Annotated in this window: 22 protein-coding genes; 2 read left to right on the top strand and 20 right to left on the bottom strand. The window is 39.3% G+C overall.

The features are described 5' to 3' along the window. Positions 1 to 22 precede the first annotated feature (22 nt). From BLP54_RS13675 to BLP54_RS13605, 15 genes are all read right to left on the bottom strand, one after another. Complete coding sequence (locus tag BLP54_RS13675) at positions 23 to 1180, bottom strand: cysteine desulfurase family protein (RefSeq protein ID WP_090170608.1); 1158 nt, start codon at positions 1178 to 1180, stop codon at positions 23 to 25. A 2-nt stretch (positions 1181 to 1182) separates the two neighbouring features. Beyond that, complete coding sequence (locus tag BLP54_RS13670) at positions 1183 to 1914, bottom strand: RsmE family RNA methyltransferase (RefSeq protein WP_090170607.1); 732 nt, start codon at positions 1912 to 1914, stop codon at positions 1183 to 1185. A gap of 9 nt (positions 1915 to 1923) precedes the next feature. Beyond that, positions 1924 to 2883, bottom strand: coding sequence for a 50S ribosomal protein L11 methyltransferase (gene prmA, locus BLP54_RS13665; protein WP_090170605.1), 960 nt, complete (start codon positions 2881 to 2883; stop codon positions 1924 to 1926). A gap of 61 nt (positions 2884 to 2944) precedes the next feature. After that, positions 2945 to 3826, bottom strand: coding sequence for a DUF2225 domain-containing protein (locus BLP54_RS13660; protein ID WP_090170603.1), 882 nt, complete (start codon positions 3824 to 3826; stop codon positions 2945 to 2947). 29 nt (positions 3827 to 3855) lie between these two features. Beyond that, entirely contained in the window at positions 3856 to 5526 is a 1671-nt protein-coding gene (locus BLP54_RS13655; RefSeq protein WP_090170601.1) for a glutamine--tRNA ligase/YqeY domain fusion protein, read from the bottom strand. A 35-nt stretch (positions 5527 to 5561) separates the two neighbouring features. Beyond that, positions 5562 to 6452 (bottom strand): cation-translocating P-type ATPase, encoded by an 891-nt coding sequence (locus tag BLP54_RS13650; RefSeq protein WP_090170599.1) that lies wholly within the window; start codon positions 6450 to 6452, stop codon positions 5562 to 5564. A gap of 18 nt (positions 6453 to 6470) precedes the next feature. Continuing rightward, positions 6471 to 7508: a galactose ABC transporter substrate-binding protein gene (locus BLP54_RS13645; RefSeq protein ID WP_090170597.1), complete on the bottom strand. Its 1038-nt coding sequence runs from the start codon at positions 7506 to 7508 to the stop codon at positions 6471 to 6473. Positions 7509 to 7520: 12 nt separating this feature from the next. Beyond that, positions 7521 to 8468 (bottom strand): substrate-binding domain-containing protein, encoded by a 948-nt coding sequence (locus BLP54_RS13640; protein WP_090170595.1) that lies wholly within the window; start codon positions 8466 to 8468, stop codon positions 7521 to 7523. Beyond that, entirely contained in the window at positions 8458 to 10275 is a 1818-nt protein-coding gene (locus tag BLP54_RS13635; RefSeq protein WP_090170593.1) for a sensor histidine kinase, read from the bottom strand. The genes BLP54_RS13640 and BLP54_RS13635 overlap by 11 nt, the downstream gene beginning before the upstream one ends. Further along, entirely contained in the window at positions 10276 to 11055 is a 780-nt protein-coding gene (locus tag BLP54_RS13630; RefSeq protein WP_090170591.1) for a response regulator transcription factor, read from the bottom strand. 71 nt (positions 11056 to 11126) lie between these two features. After that, the gene (mmsB, locus tag BLP54_RS13625) at positions 11127 to 12293 is read right to left on the bottom strand and encodes a multiple monosaccharide ABC transporter permease (RefSeq protein ID WP_090170588.1); all 1167 of its coding nucleotides are present in this window, start codon (positions 12291 to 12293) and stop codon (positions 11127 to 11129) included. Continuing rightward, on the bottom strand, positions 12283 to 13845 hold the full coding sequence (gene mmsA / locus BLP54_RS13620) for a multiple monosaccharide ABC transporter ATP-binding protein (protein ID WP_090170586.1): 1563 nt from the start codon (positions 13843 to 13845) through the stop codon (positions 12283 to 12285). The genes mmsB and mmsA overlap by 11 nt, the downstream gene beginning before the upstream one ends. A 66-nt stretch (positions 13846 to 13911) precedes the next feature. Beyond that, positions 13912 to 15051, bottom strand: coding sequence for a multiple monosaccharide ABC transporter substrate-binding protein (gene chvE, locus BLP54_RS13615; RefSeq protein ID WP_090170584.1), 1140 nt, complete (start codon positions 15049 to 15051; stop codon positions 13912 to 13914). Positions 15052 to 15241: 190 nt separating this feature from the next. After that, positions 15242 to 15547 (bottom strand): AzlD domain-containing protein, encoded by a 306-nt coding sequence (locus BLP54_RS13610; protein ID WP_090170582.1) that lies wholly within the window; start codon positions 15545 to 15547, stop codon positions 15242 to 15244. Beyond that, positions 15540 to 16259: an AzlC family ABC transporter permease gene (locus BLP54_RS13605; RefSeq protein WP_242870713.1), complete on the bottom strand. Its 720-nt coding sequence runs from the start codon at positions 16257 to 16259 to the stop codon at positions 15540 to 15542. Before BLP54_RS13605 ends, BLP54_RS13610 begins: the two co-directional genes overlap by 8 nt. 79 nt (positions 16260 to 16338) lie before the next feature. Between BLP54_RS13605 and BLP54_RS13600 the strand changes: the two genes are divergently transcribed. After that, positions 16339 to 17148, top strand: coding sequence for a hypothetical protein (locus tag BLP54_RS13600; RefSeq protein ID WP_090170578.1), 810 nt, complete (start codon positions 16339 to 16341; stop codon positions 17146 to 17148). Positions 17149 to 17286: 138 nt separating this feature from the next. Here BLP54_RS13600 and ilvC read toward each other — a convergent pair whose 3' ends face one another. The 3 genes from ilvC to BLP54_RS13585 all read right to left on the bottom strand — a co-directional run bounded on the left by ilvC (position 17287) and on the right by BLP54_RS13585 (position 19637). Next, a complete protein-coding gene (gene ilvC / locus BLP54_RS13595; RefSeq protein ID WP_090170576.1) occupies positions 17287 to 18315 on the bottom strand; it encodes a ketol-acid reductoisomerase in 1029 nt (342 codons plus the stop codon). 27 nt (positions 18316 to 18342) lie between these two features. After that, on the bottom strand, positions 18343 to 18843 hold the full coding sequence (gene ilvN / locus BLP54_RS13590) for an acetolactate synthase small subunit (RefSeq protein WP_090170574.1): 501 nt from the start codon (positions 18841 to 18843) through the stop codon (positions 18343 to 18345). A gap of 137 nt (positions 18844 to 18980) precedes the next feature. Further along, entirely contained in the window at positions 18981 to 19637 is a 657-nt protein-coding gene (locus BLP54_RS13585) for a 4'-phosphopantetheinyl transferase family protein (RefSeq protein ID WP_090170571.1), read from the bottom strand. 86 nt (positions 19638 to 19723) lie between these two features. Here BLP54_RS13585 and BLP54_RS13580 point away from each other — a divergent pair, with 86 nt between their 5' ends. Beyond that, complete coding sequence (locus BLP54_RS13580) at positions 19724 to 20884, top strand: glycosyltransferase (RefSeq protein WP_090170569.1); 1161 nt, start codon at positions 19724 to 19726, stop codon at positions 20882 to 20884. On the opposite strand, the gene BLP54_RS13575 is transcribed toward BLP54_RS13580, so the two are convergent. Continuing rightward, the gene (locus BLP54_RS13575) at positions 20881 to 21855 is read right to left on the bottom strand and encodes an aldolase catalytic domain-containing protein (protein WP_090170567.1); all 975 of its coding nucleotides are present in this window, start codon (positions 21853 to 21855) and stop codon (positions 20881 to 20883) included. The genes BLP54_RS13580 and BLP54_RS13575 overlap by 4 nt on opposite strands. A gap of 248 nt (positions 21856 to 22103) precedes the next feature. Continuing rightward, a partial coding sequence (locus tag BLP54_RS15980) for a hypothetical protein (RefSeq protein WP_207646782.1) occupies positions 22104 to 22303 on the bottom strand: 200 nt, incomplete at its 5' end.

Below are 22303 nucleotides of genomic sequence, written 5' to 3'. Positions count from 1 at the left end.
AATAACCTTTCTTGTATAAAAACTATAGTTGCATCATTGGTACTAATTCTGTAAGAGCTTTAATAGCTGTCTCCACTTCTTCCATTGTATTTTCTGGGCAGAAGCTGAAACGGATTGTTCGCTCTAATAAATCTTTTTCAAGTCCGATTGATTTTAATGTCTCACTGATTGCTGGCTTATTTGATGAACATGCAGAACCAGCTGATACGTATATACCATAATTATCCTGAAGAGCATTTAAAATAACCTGGGCTCTTGTGCGGTTTCCTTTGATAGAAACACTGACAATCTGAGGAGCACTGTTCTCATCAAGATGACCATTTACAGATACACCCTCGATTGCAGAAACTCCTTCGATCAGACGATGTCTCATAGCATACAATCGTTTTTGATTCTCGTCAAGGTTTTCGTAGGCTTTTTTAGCTGCCACACCAAGAGCTGCAATAGCAGGAACATTCTCTGTACCTGAACGCATGCCTCTCTCATGACCGCCGCCGAGAATCTGAGGAACCATAATATTGTAGATTGCCTCATTGATATATATAAATCCAGAGCCCTTAGGTCCATGAATCTTATGTCCGCTGACTGTAAGAAGATCAATACCCATCTTCTTAGGCTGAATAGCGAGCTTTCCAAAAGCCTGAATAGCATCCACATGGAAAAGGATTTCTTTATTGAAGCTCTTAATAATCTTAGATGCTTCCTCTATTGGCTGAAGGGCGCCAATCTCATTGTTTACCATCATAATAGAAACAAAAATAGTATCTTCACGGAGAGCTGCCTTTAATTCATCAAGTCTGATAACACCATACTCGTCTGTTCCCAGATAAGTAACCTCAAAGCCTTCCTTCTTTTCAAGATACTTGATTGGATTAAGCACTGATGCGTGCTCAATCTTTGTAGTGATGATGTGATTGCCACGACGTTTCTTTGCTGCAACGCCGCCCTTTATAGCTAAGTTATTACTTTCAGTACCACCTGAAGTAAAATAAATTTCCTTTGGCTGAGCCTTTAAGATGCCAGCGATTATTTCTCTGGATTCTTTTAAATAATCCTTACCTTTTGCTCCCATCCCGTGGAGAGATGAAGGATTTCCAAAATCCTCTAAAAGGCATTTATTCATTAAAGCAACTGCGTCTTCATCGCATTTAGTAGTAGCTGAGTTGTCAAAATATATCATTTCTAAAATTCCTCACATTTAAGCATCAACATACTGAGTGAGCATATTGCTGCTGTATCCGTTCTAAGTATTCGGTGGCCCAAAGAAATCAGCTTAACGCTTCCTTCAACCATTTCTATCTCATTTGGAGCAAAGCCTCCTTCAGGTCCAATAAATACGCCAATGCTCTGTCCTTTCTTTAATTCTGAAAGACAGTCATATGTATCCTTCATTCCATTCTTACTCTCAAAAGGAAGTAACAACACATCAAGAGACTTGGCATATTCAAATGCCTCCTTGAAGGTCATAACGGAATGAATATTAGGGATGATAGAGCGCTTTGACTGTTCTGCCGCAGATTTGGCTATTGCCTGATAACGCTCTACTTTGGATTTCTTCTTTTTATCATCCAGCTTCACGATGCAGTTTTTCATCTCCACTGGGATAATTTCGTAGGCACCAAGCTCCACGCATTTTTCAATGATAGTCTCCATTCTATCACCCTTTGGAAGAGCTTGAAACAAATAAATTTTATTTGGGAGCTCAGTAGATGGAACCTCCTCCACAACTGTGGCTACCAAATCCTTATCTACATAATCCGAAACCTCACAAATGTAATTGGCGCCGTCTGCCACGGAAACACGAATACGTTCTCCTGGACGAAGACGTACTACCTTTGTGAGATGGTGTGCATCCTGACCTGTAATATTAAATTTGCCATCAACTGGCTGCTCATTAACAAATACCTGTTGCATACTTTTCTCTTAGTTTTTCTTTGCGGTGATGTTTACCCATTCACCCTGATGATTGATTTCTACTATCTCTAGACCAACTGCCTCAAGAGCATTCTTAACTTCATCTTCTTTGAAATTGATAATTCCAGAAGAGATGAAATATGCACCTGACTTCATTGTAGGCGGAATAGCTGGTGCCATAGCAATGATAATGTCTGCCAAAATATTAGCTACAACAACATCGTACTTCTCGTAACCAACCTTATCCTGTAAATCCTTGTCATCGATAAGATTTCCTACATAAAAATCTCCTGCATCCTTTGAGATGTGATTAACCTCAAAGTTCTCGTATGTAGATGCAATACAGTCGTCATCTATATCTGTACCAACAAGATGGCACTTACCATCTAAAAGCTTGTTGGCAATGATTGAAAGAATTCCTGAGCCACAGCCGATATCAAGGATTTCGTCCCCAGCCTTTAAGTATTTCTTGAGCTGACGGATGCAAAGCTGTGTAGTCTCATGCTTTCCAGTACCAAATGAAACGCCCGGATCAATCTCAACAAAAATCTTTCCCTTGTCCTCAGGAGCAATCTCCTCCCAGGTAGGCTTGATGAGAATATCATCAATATAGAAGGATTTGAAGAACTGCTTCCAATTGTTAATCCAGTCCTCCTGCTTAGTAACAGATGTATCGATTGTACCCTGACCAATATCCATAGTCTCTTTAAGCTCCTCGAGAGCTGCCTTAACCTGAAGAAGAAGTGATTCGTGATCTTCTTCCTCCCCCAAATAAAAGCTTACCTTTGATAAGCCCTCATCCTCTGGAAGATCTGGCTGAAGCTCCTCGTACTCGCCGCCCTGCTTCTCACCTGAAACTGGTACATTGTTTTCAATTTCGATTGAGACAATGCCAAGCTCCATAAGAGTAGCGCCAACGATATCCTCTGCCTCTGTAGTTGTATTAATGGAATATTTAATCCAATTCATAGTCTACCTCTATACATTTTAAGACCACATATCGTAATGATATGTGGTCCATAAGTCTTTATTATTGATTTTCTGCTGCCGCCGCTTTTTCCGCCGCAACCTTTGCTGTAATCTCATCCTTAAGATCAACACATTTGTCCTTAAGCTTACGGGATGTGCTAGGTGACTGGATAAGTCTCGCAACAAGCTTCATAGCTGCATCATATTTCTTGTAATACATAGACATATTAGCAAGCATGAAATCAACTGCTTCGGAAGCCATTCCACAATAAGGTGGTGTCTCAGAAGAAATAGCCTTCATAAAGCCCTCATAGGCCTGACTATAAAAGCCATCGTATTCCTTCTTAATCATTTCCACTACCTTTGGATCAGCTTCTTTATTTCCTTCAAGCTCCTTTAACTGAGCACGTCTGAGCCATGCAATCTTAAGACATACATACGCCTTTTCAGACATCTTTGCCTTTTTCTTCATGGTGCAGATAAGTGCAAGCTTGAATTTTTCAATTGAATATTCGTAAGAATAAGTCTCTGGAAGCGGCTCATTTGGCTGTGGCTTAAAGCTTGGACAGAACTCTGCTCTGATAAGCTTCACACGAGCTGTATCAATCTTAGAGAATGTGGTGTCAAGAGCCGAAAAACCGCAATTTGGGCAAGACAAGAAATCATATTTTATCTTGTCTATGTGCTCATAGTTAGGTCTCAAGTCAAAATCTGGCTCAAGTCTCTTGAGCTTTGTAGCAAGGACTGCCTTAATAGGAAATTCCTTGTCACATACAGGACAGCGAACTTTCTTGTCGATAACAAAGTCCGTCTCCTGCTTAACAACAGGTGCTGCGGCCTTTGCGCCAGCAGCGTCGCCTTTCTTTGGCTTTTCTTCTGCCAAAATATCCAGTTCCCCATCCATTGAGAAACCGAACTTTTCCATTCCAGAAAGTAAATTCATAACTCGTCCTCTTCTTTGTGAGTAAACAATTAGTTATTTGTAGGTAACTTAAAAGAACTCTTTAAAGACACGATTCTGTTAAATACTAAAGCATCTTCCTTAGAATCCTTAGCATCTACACAGAAGAATCCCTGTCTTACAAATTGAAAACTGTCGTATGCCTTTGCATCCTTTAAAGATGGCTCCACAAGACAGTTTTTAAGAACTGTAAGTGAGTTTGGATTGAGATTCAAACTACCATCTTCATTATACACTCCTTTTTCCTCGTCTACAATATTTTCGTAGAGACGAACTTCTGCATTAAGAGCAGTCTTAGCTGCAACCCAGTGGATTGTACCCTTTACCTTACGGCCATCTGGAGCATCTCCACCCTTTGTAGCTGGGTCGTATGTACAGTGAATGCAAGTAACATTGCCGTTTTCATCAGTCTCATATGAAGTACATGTAACAAAATAAGCATTCATGAGACGTACTTCATTTCCTGGATAAAGTCTGAAGTATTTCTTTGGAGGCTCAATCATGAAATCCTCTCTATCGATGTAAAGTTCCTTACCAAATGGAACCTTACGGCTACCAAGCTCAGGATTCTCAAGGTTATTTGGAGCCTCAAGCCACTCTACTTCATCACTCTCATAGTTATCAATAACAAGCTTAACTGGATCAAGGACTGCCATTACACGGCTACGGCTTGTCTTAAGATCCTCACGGATACAGTACTCAAGCATAGCGTAGTCTGATGATGAATTAGCCTTTGATACACCAGAAAGCTCTACGAACTTTCTTAATGACTCTGGTGTGAAGCCACGACGACGAAGAGCTGCGATAGATACAAGACGTGGATCATCCCATCCATCAACAATTCCGTCCTCAACAAGCTTCTTGATATAACGCTTACCTGTAACAACGTTTGTAAGGTACATCTTTGCGAACTCAATCTGACGAGGTGGATTAGCAAAGCCTGCTGACTTAACTACCCAGTCATAAAGAGGTCTGTGATCTTCAAACTCTAGTGTACAAATAGAATGTGTAATATTTTCGAAGGCATCCTCAAGTGGATGAGCGAAATCATACATTGGATAGATGCACCACTTGTCACCTGTGTTGTGGTGTGTCATGTGAGCAACTCTGTAAAGGATCGGATCACGCATGTTGATGTTAGGTGAAGCCATATCAATCTTTGCACGAAGTGTGTGGCTTCCATCCTCATACTTACCGTTCTTCATATCCTCAAACATCTGAAGGTTCTCTTCGATTGAACGATTTCTGTTTGGATCTTCCTTACCTGGGTGCTCAAAATCACCACGGTACTCTCTCATTTCCTCTGCTGTAAGGTCGGAAACATAAGCAAGACCCTTCTTGATAAGGTCAACAGCAACCTCATACATTTTATCGAAATAATTTGATGCAAAATAAAGGTGCTCGCCCCAATCTGCACCAAGCCACTGAATATCAGCCTTGATAGAATCAACGAACTCTACCTTTTCTTTTGTAGGGTTTGTGTCATCAAATCTCATGTGGAACTCGCCATTGTACTTCTTAGCAAGACCGTAATTTAAGATGATTGATTTTGCATGTCCTATATGTAAATATCCATTAGGCTCTGGAGGGAAACGTGTACAAACGTGGTCGTAAACCCCTTCCTTTAAGTCCTTATCGATCTCAAGCTCGATAAAATTTTTGCTTACTACTTCTTCACTCATTATTTATATAGTCCCTTCTATAAATTACTTTTTAATTAATGCTGAATGTGCTGGTGAGTAAACAGATGATCACTGCAATACTCATAATTTCCATTGCACTTACTGCAGAATCTGAATTCCAATTCTGGATTTGTAACCTCAGTGCGTCCGCAAACTGCACACTTGTGACGCGCGATAGGTGTGCCATCTCTGTACTGTGTACGAGGCGGTGTGGCCTGACGTCTAAACTCAGCTCTACGATGAATATCCTTTGGATTGTAGCGCTGGAGATTTCTGGTCATCATAAAGAAAATAAACCAGTTTAAAAGCGATGCAATAATAGGCATAGCTGCAAATAAATAGCCTGCCATAAGATAGCTGACGATTGAATATCCAACTATAACAAGATAGAAAATCGACATCCATTTCATCTTCACTGGAATGATGAAATATAACATAACCTGCATATCTGGAAAACAAGTAGAAAATGCAAGGAATATAGATAAGTTAATGTAATAAGTGCTGATAAACTGACCAATTGGTACTGTAGGCCCATAAATGGCATATGTAATAAAAGCACCTATTATTGTAAAGAGCATTCCTCCGAAAATGTAAACATTAAAACGGAAGGACCCCCATGTGTTTTCAAGGCTTGATCCCAGCTGATAATACAGCATAAACATGATAATAGCCCAAATAAAGGAAGTGTCTGGTGGAATAATAATCCATGACACTAGTCTCCAAATCTGACCTCTAAGAATATAGTGTGGCTCCAATGTCAAATAGTTGAGATATGGAACCCCTGTATACTTCTGACCAAACTGAAGCAAATATCCAATCACATAGCCAATAAGCAAGTAAACTATGAGATTTGGAATTGCGTATTTACCTATTTTTTTCTCTAATTTATCTAGCAATGTAAACCTCCGCAATTTATATTTAGACATAATAATAGACTTTAAAGATTATAACCCTTTAAAGCCTATGTTAGCAATATTATTTTTATCTATCTTTTGATATGGAACATAATAATATTTGTTATTGAAAAGGGAAATATCTGCAGGAACTTTTCCGTAAACCCCAAGTCCTACAGCCATTTTAGCAATAATATGCCCTTTTTCAGCAGAATCATTTAATACTGTACCCTCCATTAGACCTTCCTGAATCATATCAAGGGCCTCTTCCTGACCATTAACGCCCACAATCATCGGAAAAGTCTGAACACCGTAATTTTTAAGTGCATCCAAAGCACCAAGCGCCATATTATCATCATTTGCAAGAATCAACTCTATATGACGAGGATATCCTGCCAAAAGAGAGGTAACTTTAGTCTGAGCCTGCTGTCTGTCCCAGTTTGCAATTTCGTCTCCCAGACGTTCAAGCTGAATTCCAGCACCCGTAATAGTATCCACTGAAACTCTGCTTCGAACAATGGCGTCCTGATGTCCAGGCTCTCCCTCCAGCATCACATACTGAATCACACCATCATGATTCAAATCTACCTCATCCATCTTCTCATTTACTGCATCAATAACAATCTGTCCCTGGATTTTTCCACTTTCCTCTGGATGCGCCCCCACATAATAAAGCTTATTAAAGCGTTTTAAATCATCTTCTACAAGCTCTCTGTTAAAAAAGATGATAGGAATATCAGCGGCTTTTGCAGCTTCTATTATCACTGAAGGATCAGTACGGTCCACCAAATTAACGCAGACTACATCATAGCCCTTATCAATAAAATCCTGAACCTGATCATTCTGAAGGAGCTGATTCTTGCCTGCATAGGACACCGTTGATGTGATCTCCACTCCATATTCTTCCTGATATTTTATTAAATTGTCCTCAATGTTATGCCTGATATCCTCAGTAAATGGGTCAAACTCATTGTACATTGTTATGCCCACCTTGATGCTGTCTTTCTTCTCATTTTCGTCAGAATTGGTACAACCCACAAAACTTGTAAGCATCAATGCTGATATCAATACTATTAAAATTCTTTTCATGTAAATCTCCAACTACTTAACGAACGGAAACAAAACCTTTTCCAACTTATCTGAATGGATGGTCTCCTTGTCTGAAATATAATAAAGCTTTTCATCTGCCTCTATTTTATTTCGCAAATTGCCAGTCAGCGCTTCCTTAACAGCCAAGAACCCCATAGAATAATCATCTTTAAAAGCAAGGGCATTTATCAAATTTGAATCCAAATAGTAAACTGCCTCCTTGCTATTATCGATAGAATAAACCTCCACCTTATTTTTCAGCTTGGACTGTGCCTTCGCCGCTGCTTCGAGAGTCTCAAAATCCAAAGTGATAAAACCATCGAAAAAACGGGATTGTCCTAGATTATACATACTCTGATTGATAGTACCAGAGGTTGCTGATAATAATCTGTACTCAAGTTTTATATTCGAATCCGAAAGTGCACGCTCTATTTCCTCCCTTAATGTATCGGTATTGACATCCTCTCTAGTGGAAACCAATAGCAATTTGGAAGCCTTTGAATTTTCAAGTATATAGTCTACAAAATTTCCAGCAAGCTCCCTGTCATCTACCATTATTGAATTTTTCAAATCACCATAGCTTCCATTTTTAACAAAGAGTACCTTTCCAGAGATGTTAGCCTTTTTAACATATTCTTTCATGGCTTCATAGTCGCTTGAAACCGTCACTATGTAATCCGTGCCTTCAGTCAATTGACGCTCTATTAAGTCTATTTCCCCATCAACTCCATACTCCGTTGGTGAATTAATGAAATCTACAAAACAATCCTCATCCATGGCAGCTGTTTCTGCCCCAGCTATCATATTCTCATAATTATCAAGGTTATCCCCTGTGACCACAAAGGTTATTTTAGTCTGATTCTTCTGCTGTCTGCTGTTATTAATATAGATATATGACTCTACAACCAGTAGAAGCACAACAGCCACTATGAAGCCAGTAATAAGCTTTTTATTTTTCATTGCCTTCACCTCCCAAATATTCTTCCATGGTAAGCTTTGGCAAACGAATAACCGCTCTGGTACCTTCGTCCAGCTCGCTGTACATAGTCAGACCATAATCTTCCTTGAAATAAAGATTAATTCGCTGATTAATATTCCATAAGCCGATTCCAGAGCCCTTACCCTTAGATTCGATCTTTTCCGTAAGTAAATTATCTAATACCTCCTGAGGAATACCCATGCCATTGTCGATTACCTCGATGTAGATATCTCCATCCTTCTGATAGCCCTTTATATCGATTAAACCATCATCCTCCATCTCGCCAACTGCATGATAGATTGCATTTTCAATAAGTGGTTGGATGATAAGCTTAATGGTTACACAGTTTTCAATTTCTGGATCAATATCAATGTTTGCTTCGAAACGATTTTTATAGCGCACCTTTTGGATGGCCAGATAATTTCTTGCATGAGTTATTTCATCCTTGATGGTGATGATATTATTTCCCTTGCTAAGACTTATTCTGAATAAAGAAGCAAGGCTTTTTATCATAGAAATTGCCTCAGGATATTTTTCAGCTTCAATCATCCAAATAACAGAATCCAAAGTGTTATATAGAAAATGCGGATTAATCTGAGCCTGAAGAGCATTCAATTCGGATTTACGTTTTTCCTTCTGCTCCTTTACTCTCTCATCCATCAGCTTGTGCATCTGACCAACAAGAGATTTTATGGTGCGTCCCAGATGGCGTATTTCATGGGAACCACCTATATAAATATTTGACTCATCAAATTTTCCATCCTCAATATAATTTAAAGAGTCTTCCAGCCTTCTTATAGGATCTGTTACAATCTTTGAAATAAAAATGTTTCCAAAAACAATAAGGAAAATTGTAACGGTAATAATAATAAGCATGAAAGCTCTCAGCTGGTTATATGGTGCCGCCAAATCTTTGATTGGAACAACAGAAACTATTTTCCAGCCAGTATATCCTACCGTCTTTACGATAATAGAACGCTCTTTTCCCTCGAATCTTTCAATATGATTTCCATCCTCATAGGTGGCAGCCAAGGTGTTGTTTTCATTTACAAGACCTGTATAAATCGCCTTCTGCTTTGGATGATAAATAATCTCTCCTTCAGAATCTATTAGATAAACGTATCCTGTTCCCCCTTCATTGACTCTTGAAAACATCCGCTCTATTGCAGAGTAGTTCATATCAACCAAAAGGATTCCACGCCTGTTATAGCCCATGTAATTAAGATCTATACTTCGGCTAAGAGAAACAACCCAGTAATAGCGATAATTACTGCTTTCAAACATATTTTGTACGTGAGGAGTTGAGAAATGGAAGTTTTCTATGCGCTCCTCTGTACTGTAAAACCAAGCCTGATCTGTAAAATCCACACCAGCCTTACGGGTGGCAATTGGAGCAGCAGAAATAAGAGCACCATCCTGAGAAATGCAGGCAATACTGATAAGATTATCCTTGTTTGCCTCATAGAGAAGATCCATCTCATTGTTCATGGTGTCGCTTGTCAGGTCTAGGTCTTTTATTACGTTGTAATACATACTGTCCGAAATTCTCATCATATTCTTAAGATATGAATTGAGATTCCAGCTAATCTGCTCTATGACCTGCTTATTATTTTCTATAGCTGTAGCTTTTGCTGTATTTATATAATTGGTATAAAAGGCAAAGGTCATAAAGGCCATACTTAAGATTGAAACAATGGTAAATGATAAAGAAATAATCAACTGAATGCTTCTTCTCTTAGACGCTCTTTTAACACGGTGCAATTGCCTTTTAACGTCTAGTTCTTTCATTTATTGTTCCTTTTTTAATCTATACTTTGATGGCGAAATACCATACGCTTTTTTGAAAACATAACTGAAATAGTTTGGTTCTTCTATACCTACAAGCCCTGCAATGATGTAGGCTTTTTCATCTGTATTATCAAGTAACCACTTAGCTTTTTCCATTCTGAGATTTGTAAGATAAGTCACGAATGTATAGCCTGTCTTTTTTCTAAACAAAGAAGAAAAATAATTAGGAGTAACATTCAGATAATTAGACAAAGTATCAACAGACAAATCACTCTCATTAAAATGTTCAGCAATATAAACCTTGGCTTTTTCAACAAGGTCATGGGTATTGATATCTTTAAATTGTGCAAAAGTTTCCTGGTAATACTTCTCTAGATTTTCAAGATTACGTCTCTGTTCCTCTTCGTCATCAAGACGAACCTTAAGACGTGAAAAAAGCTGATATAGCTCATCAGAATTAACAGGCTTAAGAACATATTCCACCACGGCAAGCTCTATAGCCTCCTTGGCGTATTCAAATTCATCATAACCTGTCAGAATAACAAATTTTGTAGTTGGAAGCTCTGCCTTCAACTGCTTGGAAAACTCCAGTCCATTCAGGAAAGGCATATTAATATCGGTCATCACCACATCTGGACGACGCTCCAAGGCCATATCAAGAGCCTCATAGCCATTCTCCGCTGTGCCAACCACCTTGAACCCCAACTCTTCCCAATTAATCTTTTTTTCAATGGCGAGGCGCACTTCTTCCTCGTCATCCACTAACATAACATTATACATACATTATTCCCCCGAATACGTTGTATGTATATTATAGCAAAAGGGGTGCCTTGCGACACCCCTAAAAATCATTAATTCTTCTTACGTTTTGACATTACATCTACTGTTACGGCACCAAGAAGAACCGCACCTTTTACGATTTTCTGGATATCAGTTGACCATCCAAAAAGTGACATACCATTGTTAAGTACACCCATTACAAAGGCACCGACAACTGCTCCAAGGATTGTACCAGAACCACCAGCTACGGCGGCACCACCGATGTAGCATGATGCAATGGCATCCATCTCGAAACCATCACCAGCTTTTGGTGTAGATGAACCGTTTCTTGCTGAAAGTACGATACCAGCGATAGCTGATAAAACACCCATGTTAGTGTATACCCAGAAGAAAACCTTATTAGTATCAATACCTGAAAGGTTTGCTGCTTTTCTGTTACCACCAAGAGCATAAATCTGACGACCAGCTACTGTCTTTGTTGTAACGAAAGCATAAATTGCAATAAGCACAACCATGATAAGAAGTACAAATGGAAGTCCGTTGTAACGAGCGAGCTTGTAAAGGAAGAACCAAAGAATGAAAAGCTCGATTGCAACCTTTAATATTGTCTGCCAAGCTGGAGCAAGTGCAAAGTTGTACTTTTTCTTTGTCTTGATTTCTCGAAGCTCTGACCAGATAAGTGCTGCGGAAGCAATAATAGCAACTGCAATTGAAACCAAATCAAGAATACCATCTCCAAAGAAAATCTTGTAGGTTGGAAGGAAGCCTGCTCCAATAAAGTTGTACTCTGTTGGAAGTGGTCCTTTTGTCTGAGCCTGTAAAAGTGTATAGGTAAGACCGCGACCCATAAGCATGGTAGCAAGTGTTACTACGAATGGTGGAATGCTGAGGTAAGCAATGAAGAAACCAGCAAACATACCAACCAAAAGACCAATTACGAGAGCTGCTAAAATGGCAACCCACATATTCATCTTTAAGTCCATCATCATGATACCAGCTGTGGCACCACAAAGAGCAACTACCGAACCAACACCAAGATCTACATTACCAGTTAATACACAAAGCAACATACCTATCGCAAGAATGACTACATAGCCGTTCTGCATAACAAGGTTGTTAATGTTCATTGGTGTAAGGTTTTTGCCCCCTGTAAGAAGGGCGAATATCAAATAAATAACAATAAGAGCAATGAACATGCCATATTGTTTCATGTCTAAATTAACTCTCTTATTTTCCATTTCCATCATCCTTTCTATTGTGGGCCATTACGCATTGCATGATTTTCTCCTGCGATACATTTTCTTTTGAAAGCTCGCCCGCAATCTCTCCCTCATTAATGACATAGATTCTATCGCAGGTACCAATAATTTCAGGCATTTCTGATGAAATTACAATTACCGCCTTTCCCTGCTTTGCAAGTTCATTAATGACGCAGTATATTTCGTATTTAGCACCTACATCGATGCCTCGTGTTGGCTCATCCAAAATCAAAACATCTGGCTGAGTAAGCATCCACTTTGCAAGCACAACCTTTTGCTGGTTACCACCAGAAAGTGAACCAACCACCTGATTGATGGAATTCGCTTTTACGTTAATTTTCTTTTTATATTCTTCTGCAGCTAAAATCTCCTCATTTCCATTGATAACACCGCGCTTTGCGAAGAACTTTGGACGGGCTGCAATTGTCATATTTTCCTTGATATCACCAATCAGGATAAGTCCATTTGTTTTTCTATCTTCAGTAACGTAAGCAAGCTTGTTATCAATAGCATCTTTAACAGTATGAAGATTAACTTCCTTTCCATTAATCTTTACTGTACCTGAGATTTTCTGTCCGTAGCTGTGTCCAAAAACACTCATAGCAAACTCTGTTCTACCAGCACCCATAAGTCCTGCCAGACCAACTACCTCTCCTGCCTTAACTTCAATGTTAATGTCTTTAAGAACCTGACGATTTGCATCATCTGGATGATAAACATTCCAGTTCTTAACCTCAAAAATTGTATCACCAATTGTGACACCCTCTCGTACAGGATATCTGTTTGTAAGCTCACGACCTACCATGGCCTTGATAACTCTATCCTCAGAGAAATCATCAACTCCCTTTACAAGAGTCTCAATAGTTTTACCATCACGAATGATAGTAACTGCATCTGCAACATAGCTTATCTCATTAAGCTTATGAGAAATGATAATGCAGGTAATTCCCTGTTTCTTAAGCTCCAACATAATATCCAGAAGCTTTCTGGATTCTTCATCATTAAGGGCTGCTGTTGGCTCATCCAAAATGAGAAGCTCTACCTTTTTTGCCATAGCCTTTGCAATTTCAATCAGCTGCTGTTTTCCAACACCGAGTGAATTTACAGGGGCATTTACATTTTCATTTTCCAGTCCAACCTTAGCAAGCATTTCCTGGGCACGCTGTCTTGTCTTTGTCCAGTCTATAACACCCTTCATGGAAAGCTGTTCATTACCTAAGAATACGTTTTCTGCAATGGAAAGAAGGGGGCTTAATGCAAGCTCCTGATGAATAATAACAATACCCTTGGCTTCTGAATCCCTAAGGTTATGGAATTTACAAACCTCACCATGATACTCAACGTCACCCTCATAGGTACCGTAAGGATACACTCCAGAAAGTACATTCATCAGTGTAGACTTACCAGCTCCATTTTCTCCACAAAGAGCATGGATTTCTCCCTTTTTCACCTGCAGATTTACATCATCAAGAGCCTTCACCCCAGAAAACTCTTTTGTGATATGCTTCATTTCCAAGATGTAATCTGACATATTAACTTCTCCTTCTTATAAATAGTGGCGACTTATAATAAGCCGCCACTACAATTAATCAACTAACTAATTTGCTAACTGCTCTTCAGTATAGTAACCACCATCAACAATAATTTCTTTGTAGTTGTCCTTATCAACTGCAACAGGTGTGCAAAGGTATGAAGGAACAACAAGCTTTCCATTATCATACTGCTCTTTATCGTTGATTTCTGGCTCTGTGCCTTCAAGAACTGCCTGAACCATTGTTACACACTTGTCAGCAAGGAGACGTGTATCCTTGTAGATAGACATTGTCTGAGAACCAGCGATGATGTTCTTTGTAGCCATAAGCTCAGCATCCTGACCTGTGATAAGTGGCCAATCCTCGCCTACCTTGTAGCCTGCTCCCTCAAGAGCTGCCTTACATCCATAAGCAAAACCATCAAAAGCTGTCGCGCAGATATCTAACTTGTCATTAGCATAGAAACCTGTAAGGTAATCTTCACAGTTCTTCTGAGCACCTTCCTGAGACCATCTAAGAATACATGTATCCTCGAAAGATGTTCTTCCAGACTTACATACTAATGTGCCGTTATCAAGATATGGCTGAAGAACTTCCATAAGTCCGTTGTAAAGCATTACAGCATTGTTATCATCTGGAGAGCCCATGAAGAACTCAATTGTGTAAGAATCCTTTGCATTCTTAAGATCCTTAGACTCTTCAATGTACTTACCAATTGCTGTACCAACACCCTTGTTATCGAACGTTGCATAGTAGCTAACTGCATCTGTGTCCATAAGGAGACGATCATAAGCGATGATAGGAATACCAGCTTCCTTTGCCTGTGCCTCTACATTTACAAGAGCTGATGAATCAACAGCTGCGATAACTAAGCAATCTGCACCAGCAGCAATCATGTTCTCAATCTGAGAAACCTGAGCCTGTACATCATCCTCAGCATACTGAAGGTCAACTTCATAGCCAAGCGCCTCAAGCTTTTCCTTCATGTTGCTACCATCATTAATCCATCTCTCAGAAGACTGTGTAGGCATTGCCACTGCAACCTTCTTGCCACCAGCCAATGGTGTCTCTGAATCTTCCACTGTTTCGCTAGCAGTGTCTGTTGCTGCATCAGGAGCTGCTCCTGTATCAGCAGGTCCACATCCAACTGCAAGCCCCATAGTCATGAGTGCTGTGAGCATTAAACTTAGAACTCTTTTTTTCATTTCCTTCTCCTCCTAAAATCTGATGTTAGCAGCCCCCCGGCTGCATACCTCTTTTATCTACATAAATATTATCAGTTCACAGTTTAGACATAAATATAAAATTCTATTATAAAGCTTTAAATTTCTACACAGTGTTATCTTTTACTAAATAAAAACGGCCCAGCTATAAAGCTGGACCTACAATTACTTATTAACATAAAACAAGTTCACATATAAAAACAACAGCACAACATATACATGCTACCCTAAAAAGTGACTGATTAAGCCATGCTGCTATTGTTCCACAAATCAACGCCAGGATGCCTGCGATTTTATTTTGGGTGGCATCGATGATGGCAGGGAAAGTCATTACTGCAAGTGTGACATATGGCACATAGTAAAGAAATGACCTTACAAATCGGTTTTTAATTGGCTTTCGAAAAACAGTGACTGGCAAAACCCTAATCAGGGTGCTGACAACTGCAGCCACCAATATATACATATAGGTATTAGTCATCGTCTTCTACCTCCGGATGGGGAAATAAAATAGCAGCCACAGAAGCTATCACAACTGTGAGAATAATAGTTTTCGTGCCAGCAGAAATGCTAGCAAATACAGATAATCTGGAAGCAATGTAACTTAAAACAAAGGAAATCAGAATCAAAACTGCCACTATTCTATGCTTTCTAGCTTCTGGCATAATGCAGGCTAAAAACATTCCATACAAAGCAACCGATAATGCACTAACAAGTCTAACTGGCATAAGCTCTCCTGCCACAATTCCACAGGAAGTTCCAGCAGACCAACATACCGCCGCAATAAGAAATGCACCGTAATTATATATTGGCTCGATGAACCCTGGGCGCTTTATCGTAATTGCGAATAATTCATCTGTAACAGTAAAACCAACCAATATTCTATCCAGCATTGATGTGGACTCATCAAACTTCTGGCTGAGAGCTGTGGACATAAGCAAATATCTAGCGTTGACTACAAGCGTCATAATAGCCATCTCTATAAATCCAGAGGCAGCTGCAGCAACAGTATAAACTGCATACTCCCCCGCACTGGCGTGATTCAAAAAGGAATTTATAAAGCCCTGAAGAGGTGTAAAGCTTGCGTTTCTAGCTAGTATTCCAAGAGAAAACGCCACTGCGAAATATCCAAGTCCTATTGGAATACCATCTTTAAAGCCCTCTCTAAAGGCTTGTTTTTTAGAATTTGTCATCAAATTTTTCATAGAATTTTAATACTTTCACTTTCGCAAAAGGGTAAAATAATAATAGTCATAAAAAAGGAGGCAAACGATGAAGCCTGGCGTTTATGAAGCAACACGAAAAAATGGTACTTCCTACTACCGTGGAAACATTACCTATAACGGAAAGCACATCAGCATCGGAAGTTATAACACTGAAGCTCAGTGCAACCGCGCTTACAAGGAAGCCTGGAAGCTTCTAAAGGATAATAAAATCACCTTGCTCTCCTATCAAAACGTAATAAAAGATTTACCTTTCGATAAGGTGGTCACTCTTATAAATTATAGAGATAATAAGATTTATATTAAGAATCCTATCTATCTTCAAAGAAATTATTTTGTATACTATTTGGATGCGTCCACTGTTCTTAAATTTGATAATGATGATTTGTTCTACTACTCAACTCACAAAATTCAAAACCGCGGTGGGCACATGTTTGTAAGTGACTACGGAATGCAATACAACATTCTTGGTCGCTATGGAATAAAACCTTACAGCGTAAAGGATCGTGATTATAAATTTGCCAACGGTGATGATACGGATTTACGATATTCCAACATCATACTTGTAAATAAATATCACGGGGTCTCAAAAGAAGAAAAAAAAGGCAAGGTAAAGTACGTTGCCAAAATTCATCTAAATGGAGACTTCATAGTAGGACGATACTCCAGCGAAGCAAAGGCTGCCATAGCCTACAATAAAGCCGTGGACTTATGCCGTTCGCGTGGCATGAAGAGGAAGTTCCCCACAAACTTTGTTTCTGAATACTCACCTAGAGAGTACGCAGATATATATACTGAAATAAAAATATCATCTCACTTATATAAGTTCTTCAGAAATAAAAACTATAGAGAAGCATAATATTATGGGGTAATATCAATAAATGATATTACCCCTTTTTTCTAAGGACAGTCAGCCCCATTTTTAAAAATTGCCTACGGCAATTTGGGGCTTCCAGTATAACTTTTTCTATTCCTTTGGAATAGAAAATAGTTATAATTAGTTATTAATGAACTTATCTTCTTCATTATTCCAGCTGTAAAGCTTTCTAACTTCCTCTCCAACCTTCTCAGATGGATGCTCAGCTGCAAGCTTTCTCATAGCCTGGAAGTGAACCTGACGTCCTGCAGGTGACATATCAAGTAAGAATTCCTTAGCAAATGTTCCATCCTGGATATCTGAAAGAATCTTCTTCATAGCCTTCTTTGTCTCGTCTGTGATGATCTTAGGACCTGTTACATAATCACCATACTCAGCTGTATTTGAAATAGAATATCTCATTCCTGCAAAGCCTGACTGATAGATAAGGTCTACAATAAGCTTCATCTCATGGATACACTCAAAATATGCATTTCTTGGATCATAGCCTGCCTCAACAAGAGTCTCGAAACCTGCCTGCATAAGAGCGCAAACACCACCACAAAGAACTGCCTGCTCACCAAAGAGGTCTGTCTCTGTCTCTGTTCTGAATGTAGTCTCAAGAACACCAGCGCGAGCACCGCCGATACCAAGCGCATATGCAAGTGCAAGGTCAAGAGCCTTACCTGTAGCATCCTGCTCTACAGCAACAAGACAAGGAACCCCCTTACCTGCAAGGTACTCAGAACGAACTGTGTGGCCTGGTCCCTTAGGAGCAATCATAGTAACATCAACATCAGCTGGTGGCTTGATGCAGCCAAAGTGGATGTTGAAACCATGAGCAAACATAAGCATGTTACCAGCCTCAAGGTTTGGCTCGATGTCCTTCTTGTACATATCAGCCTGCTTCTCATCGTTGATAAGAATCATAATGATATCAGCCTTCTTAGCTGCTTCTGCTGCTGTGTAAACTGTAAGTCCCTGCTTCTCAGCCTTAGCCCATGACTTTGAACCCTCGTAAAGACCGATAATAACATCGCATCCACTCTCCTTAAGGTTAAGTGCATGTGCATGACCCTGGCTACCATAACCGATAATAGCTATTGTCTTACCTTTCAATAATGAAAGATTGCAATCTTCCTGATAATAGATCTTTGCTTCCTGTGACATTCTTTTATCCTCCTACTTTTGTTTGTATTATAAAATTACAACATCATCGGAGCCTCTTGTAAGACCTGTAACTCCAGTTCTCGCGAGCTCCAAAATATCGTAATCCGCAAGCATATCTAAAAATGCTGCCAACTTATCCTGATTTCCAGTAACCTCAAGAATCATTGAATCATGTGTAACATCAACAACCTTGCCATGGAAAATCTCAACTATTGTAAGCACATCCTGTCTGTCTGTATTTCTAGCAGAAATCTTTACAAGCATAAGTTCTCTCTTAACAGACATACCATGTTCCAAAACCTTCAAATCAACAACATCTGTAAGCTTTGAAACCTGCTTTTCAATCTGATCAAGAACCTGCTCATCACCATGAGTAACAATTGTAACTCTGGTGTATCTAGGGTCAGCTGTGACTCCAGATGAAAAACTATCAATATTGTAACCTCTGCGTGAGAATAAGCCAGAAATTCGGCTTGCCAGACCTGGTGTGTTTTCAACTAATATTGAAAGAACTTTTGTAGATTCCATAAATTATACTCCTTTTCCACTTCACTACTGTGAAGCATGAAACTAAATAGAATTCTATCACAAACCATCTATATGTCAATACGAACTTGAATATTTATTAAATAATAATATAAAAAAGGAAGTACCCCAAAGGTTATTTAGTAGTACTTCCCGTCATACGGATTATATAGACCCATCTGAATAGGCTGTCTTTTGTCTTCATAGCAAAGGGTGATGTAATAATCCCTAAACTCGAAGCCTTGTTTTGTCCATTCCACATTGCCCTTTTCGCAGTCACAGTATTCACTGTAATCTACCCACTGTAGTACCTGCATCAACGGCCTGTCCATCATCTTGCAGGTGGCCTCTTTAAAGGTCCATACCTCAGTGAATTTCTTATTAACCTCCGCCTTCTTTACCGACTCTAAAAGTTCTAAATCATACTTCGTAAAAAAGCGTTTTACCAAATCTGGATCATAAGGCCTTATTCTTTCTACATCGATTCCAACTGGCTTATCAGATATAGCCGCTACCGCAAAAAAATCTGCATGGCTTATACTGAAGTCCACGTTCTTTGGCTGTAGAAAAATAGGTTTGCCCTGTGAAGTGTTTGAATAAACGTAAGGTCTTTGAATGTGGTTTTCCCACAATAGCTTTTCCAAAAGATGGGACGCGCCGAGTCTCTCGCACTTTCCCTTGAGGGTCTTGGCTTCATCCACGTGAGCCCTGCGCTGAGGGCTAATCATATCGTAGACTTCGTCAAAAATAAATGGATTTTGTAGTGGTTCGCAATTATACGCAGCCGCTTTAATCATAGATTCCCCTTTCTCTTCTTAATACAAAGTATATCATAGTGAGTAAAAAGTATGTTAAAATTTGGTTAAACATAGGGGGTGAGATTATGAACTTTTTGATTTTCGAAATGAAAACCGTCTGTTACAATTCCTATCTCTATTTCGGAGACTCTCTCGGTGCTGCTTTGACAAAATTAGGGCATAATGTTGAATATTTCAAGGTAGACGAAAATACCCTCGATGATTTAGAGCAATATGTAGGAAAGCACTATGACGCTCTTATTGATTTCAATTCTGACCTGCCTAGAGCTCTTATGGATGACGATTCCCATTTTCTGGATCATGTTGATGCACCATTTTTTGATGTAATTTTAGATCATCCACTATATCACCATGATACGCTTAAGCATAAACTCAATAATTTTCATGTAGTATGCCTTGATTCACTCCACAAGGCTTATATCGAAAAATACTATCCACACATTAAATCTGTAACTGTAACCCCTATGACTGGAGAACTTGCCTTTGGTCATGATTCAATTGACTGGGACAATTGGGAATTGCGGCCTTATGATATTCTCTTTTCTGGCACCTATACTGACCCTGTCAGAATCGAAACTGCCATTAATAAAATGCCAGAAATAATCTCAGAAAACGTATATACGTTAATTGATATGATGAAAGCAGATAGCACTATGACCATAGAGGCTGCCGTAGATATTCTTGCGGAAAACGAATTCTATGAATACATCAATTCAGATAAGCCATTACACACCCAGACCTTCTATCTGGCTGATACATATATACGCTGTCTAAATAGAAAGAAGCTTGTACAGGCACTGGATAGAACCGGATATGAATTCCATTTATTTGGTGCATTGTGGGAAGAACTAAACCTAAAACACGCCGAGCTTCACAGAGAAATACCATTCAATCTCACCTTTACCGTATTTGCGAAGTCAAAAATCAGTGTAAATATTATGCCAAACTTTAAAGCAGGGAGCCACGATCGCGTCTTCTCAGGTCAGTTAAATGGAGCCGTTTCTCTTACAGACTCTACTACGCTCTTACAATGCGAGTATAAAGATAATCAAAGCATCCTATTTTACAGCTTAGATGACATTGATGCCGTAACTGAAAAGGTAAACTCTGCCCTTTCAGACCCTTCTAATCTCAAAAAAATAGCCCAGGCAGGCTACGACATAGCGTCGATAAACCATACCTGGGATAATATTGCACATAAAATATTATTCACAATTAAGAATTAATCTATATTCTGCATTTCCTGATAAAAATTGAAGTAATCCTTACGACCCTGTTTGGTAAATTCAATAGCTGTACGTGGGTGCTGGTTCAAAAGGCCTGTTGCAAGGTACTGCATATCGTAGCCCCAAACAACTCCCTGTTCCTTAAGCGGAAGCATGTAGTCTTCTACGAACTTAATTGCATAGCGCTCTTTATATTTTGGATTCTTGAGGAAGCCAAGTAAAAGCTCCATGGCACAGTTTCCAGCGCCACGTCCCATAGAACAATATGTTCCGTCAAGGTAATCAACATCATCACCAACAGCCTCTATAGTATTTGCGAATGCAAGCTTCTGATTGTCGTGAGCATGCATACCAACCTTCTTACCATATTTAGCGGCTGCGTTGCAGTAAACATCTGCGATACGCTCAATCTGTTCTGGATAGAGTGAACCGTAGCTATCTACAATATAAATGCAGGAAATTGGAGTCTGGCAAACAATATCAAGAGCAGCCTTTACATCCTCCATTGATGCAGTAGAAATAGCCATAATATTACAGGTTGTCTCGTAGCCCTTCTTGTCAGCATCTTCTATCATTTCGATAGCACCTGGTAACTGGTGAAGATAGGTTGCCACACGAATCAAATCAACCGGGCTTTCAGCCTTTGGGTGAATATCCTCCTTGTAGTTGCAACGGCCAACATCAGCCATGATAGCAAGCTTTAAGTCAGTATTATTATCTCCAACTATTTTTCTAATATAGTCATCAGATGAAAACTTCCATGGTCCAAACTTCGACTCATCGAACTGCTCCTTATCAGCACGATAGCCCATTTCCATGTAGTCAACTCCCGCCTTAACATTAGTCAAATAAAGAGCCTTTGCAAACTCATCAGTGAAATAGAAATCATTTACAAGACCTCCATCTCTCAAAGTTGCATCAACTACACGTACGCTTTCTCGCACAGCAAGAAGCTTTGAAACCTCTTTCATCTTTCGTATCCTCCTAAGTATGTCGTTCCACTTTAGCAATTAAAAGCGATAAAGTAATTATAATCGTACAACAACGCAAAGTCAATCGATTAACCAAAGCGGGCAGCGTAAATTTGTACTCGGAAATCACAGAAAAGACTATCCATGTGTTTTATGATAAGAATTAGATTTGTTATAATCTTACTCTTTTTCTCTTTTAAAAGGAAGCCCTGCTTCGCAGGCCTCTAATTAAGTGCACAAAGCGTACTTTACTGTACGACAAATAATCCTTCGTTTGCTTGTTGATATTTTATCTGCCTTGAAATGGGTGTCAAGGACTTCAGCCTTCGGTGCGTAGCATCCTTGACTCCCATTTCTGGGCAGATACACTGTAAATCAAGCAAATGAAAGATTAGGTTTGTGCGAAGCACGTTTATTAAAGGCAACACCGTCAGGTGTTGTTTCCTTT

It is taken from the genome of Pseudobutyrivibrio sp. 49 (genome assembly GCF_900100545.1).
Lineage (GTDB): Bacteria > Bacillota > Clostridia > Lachnospirales > Lachnospiraceae > Pseudobutyrivibrio.
Note: the sequence above shows the minus strand (reverse complement) of the source record. Positions and strands in the feature narration are given on the sequence as shown.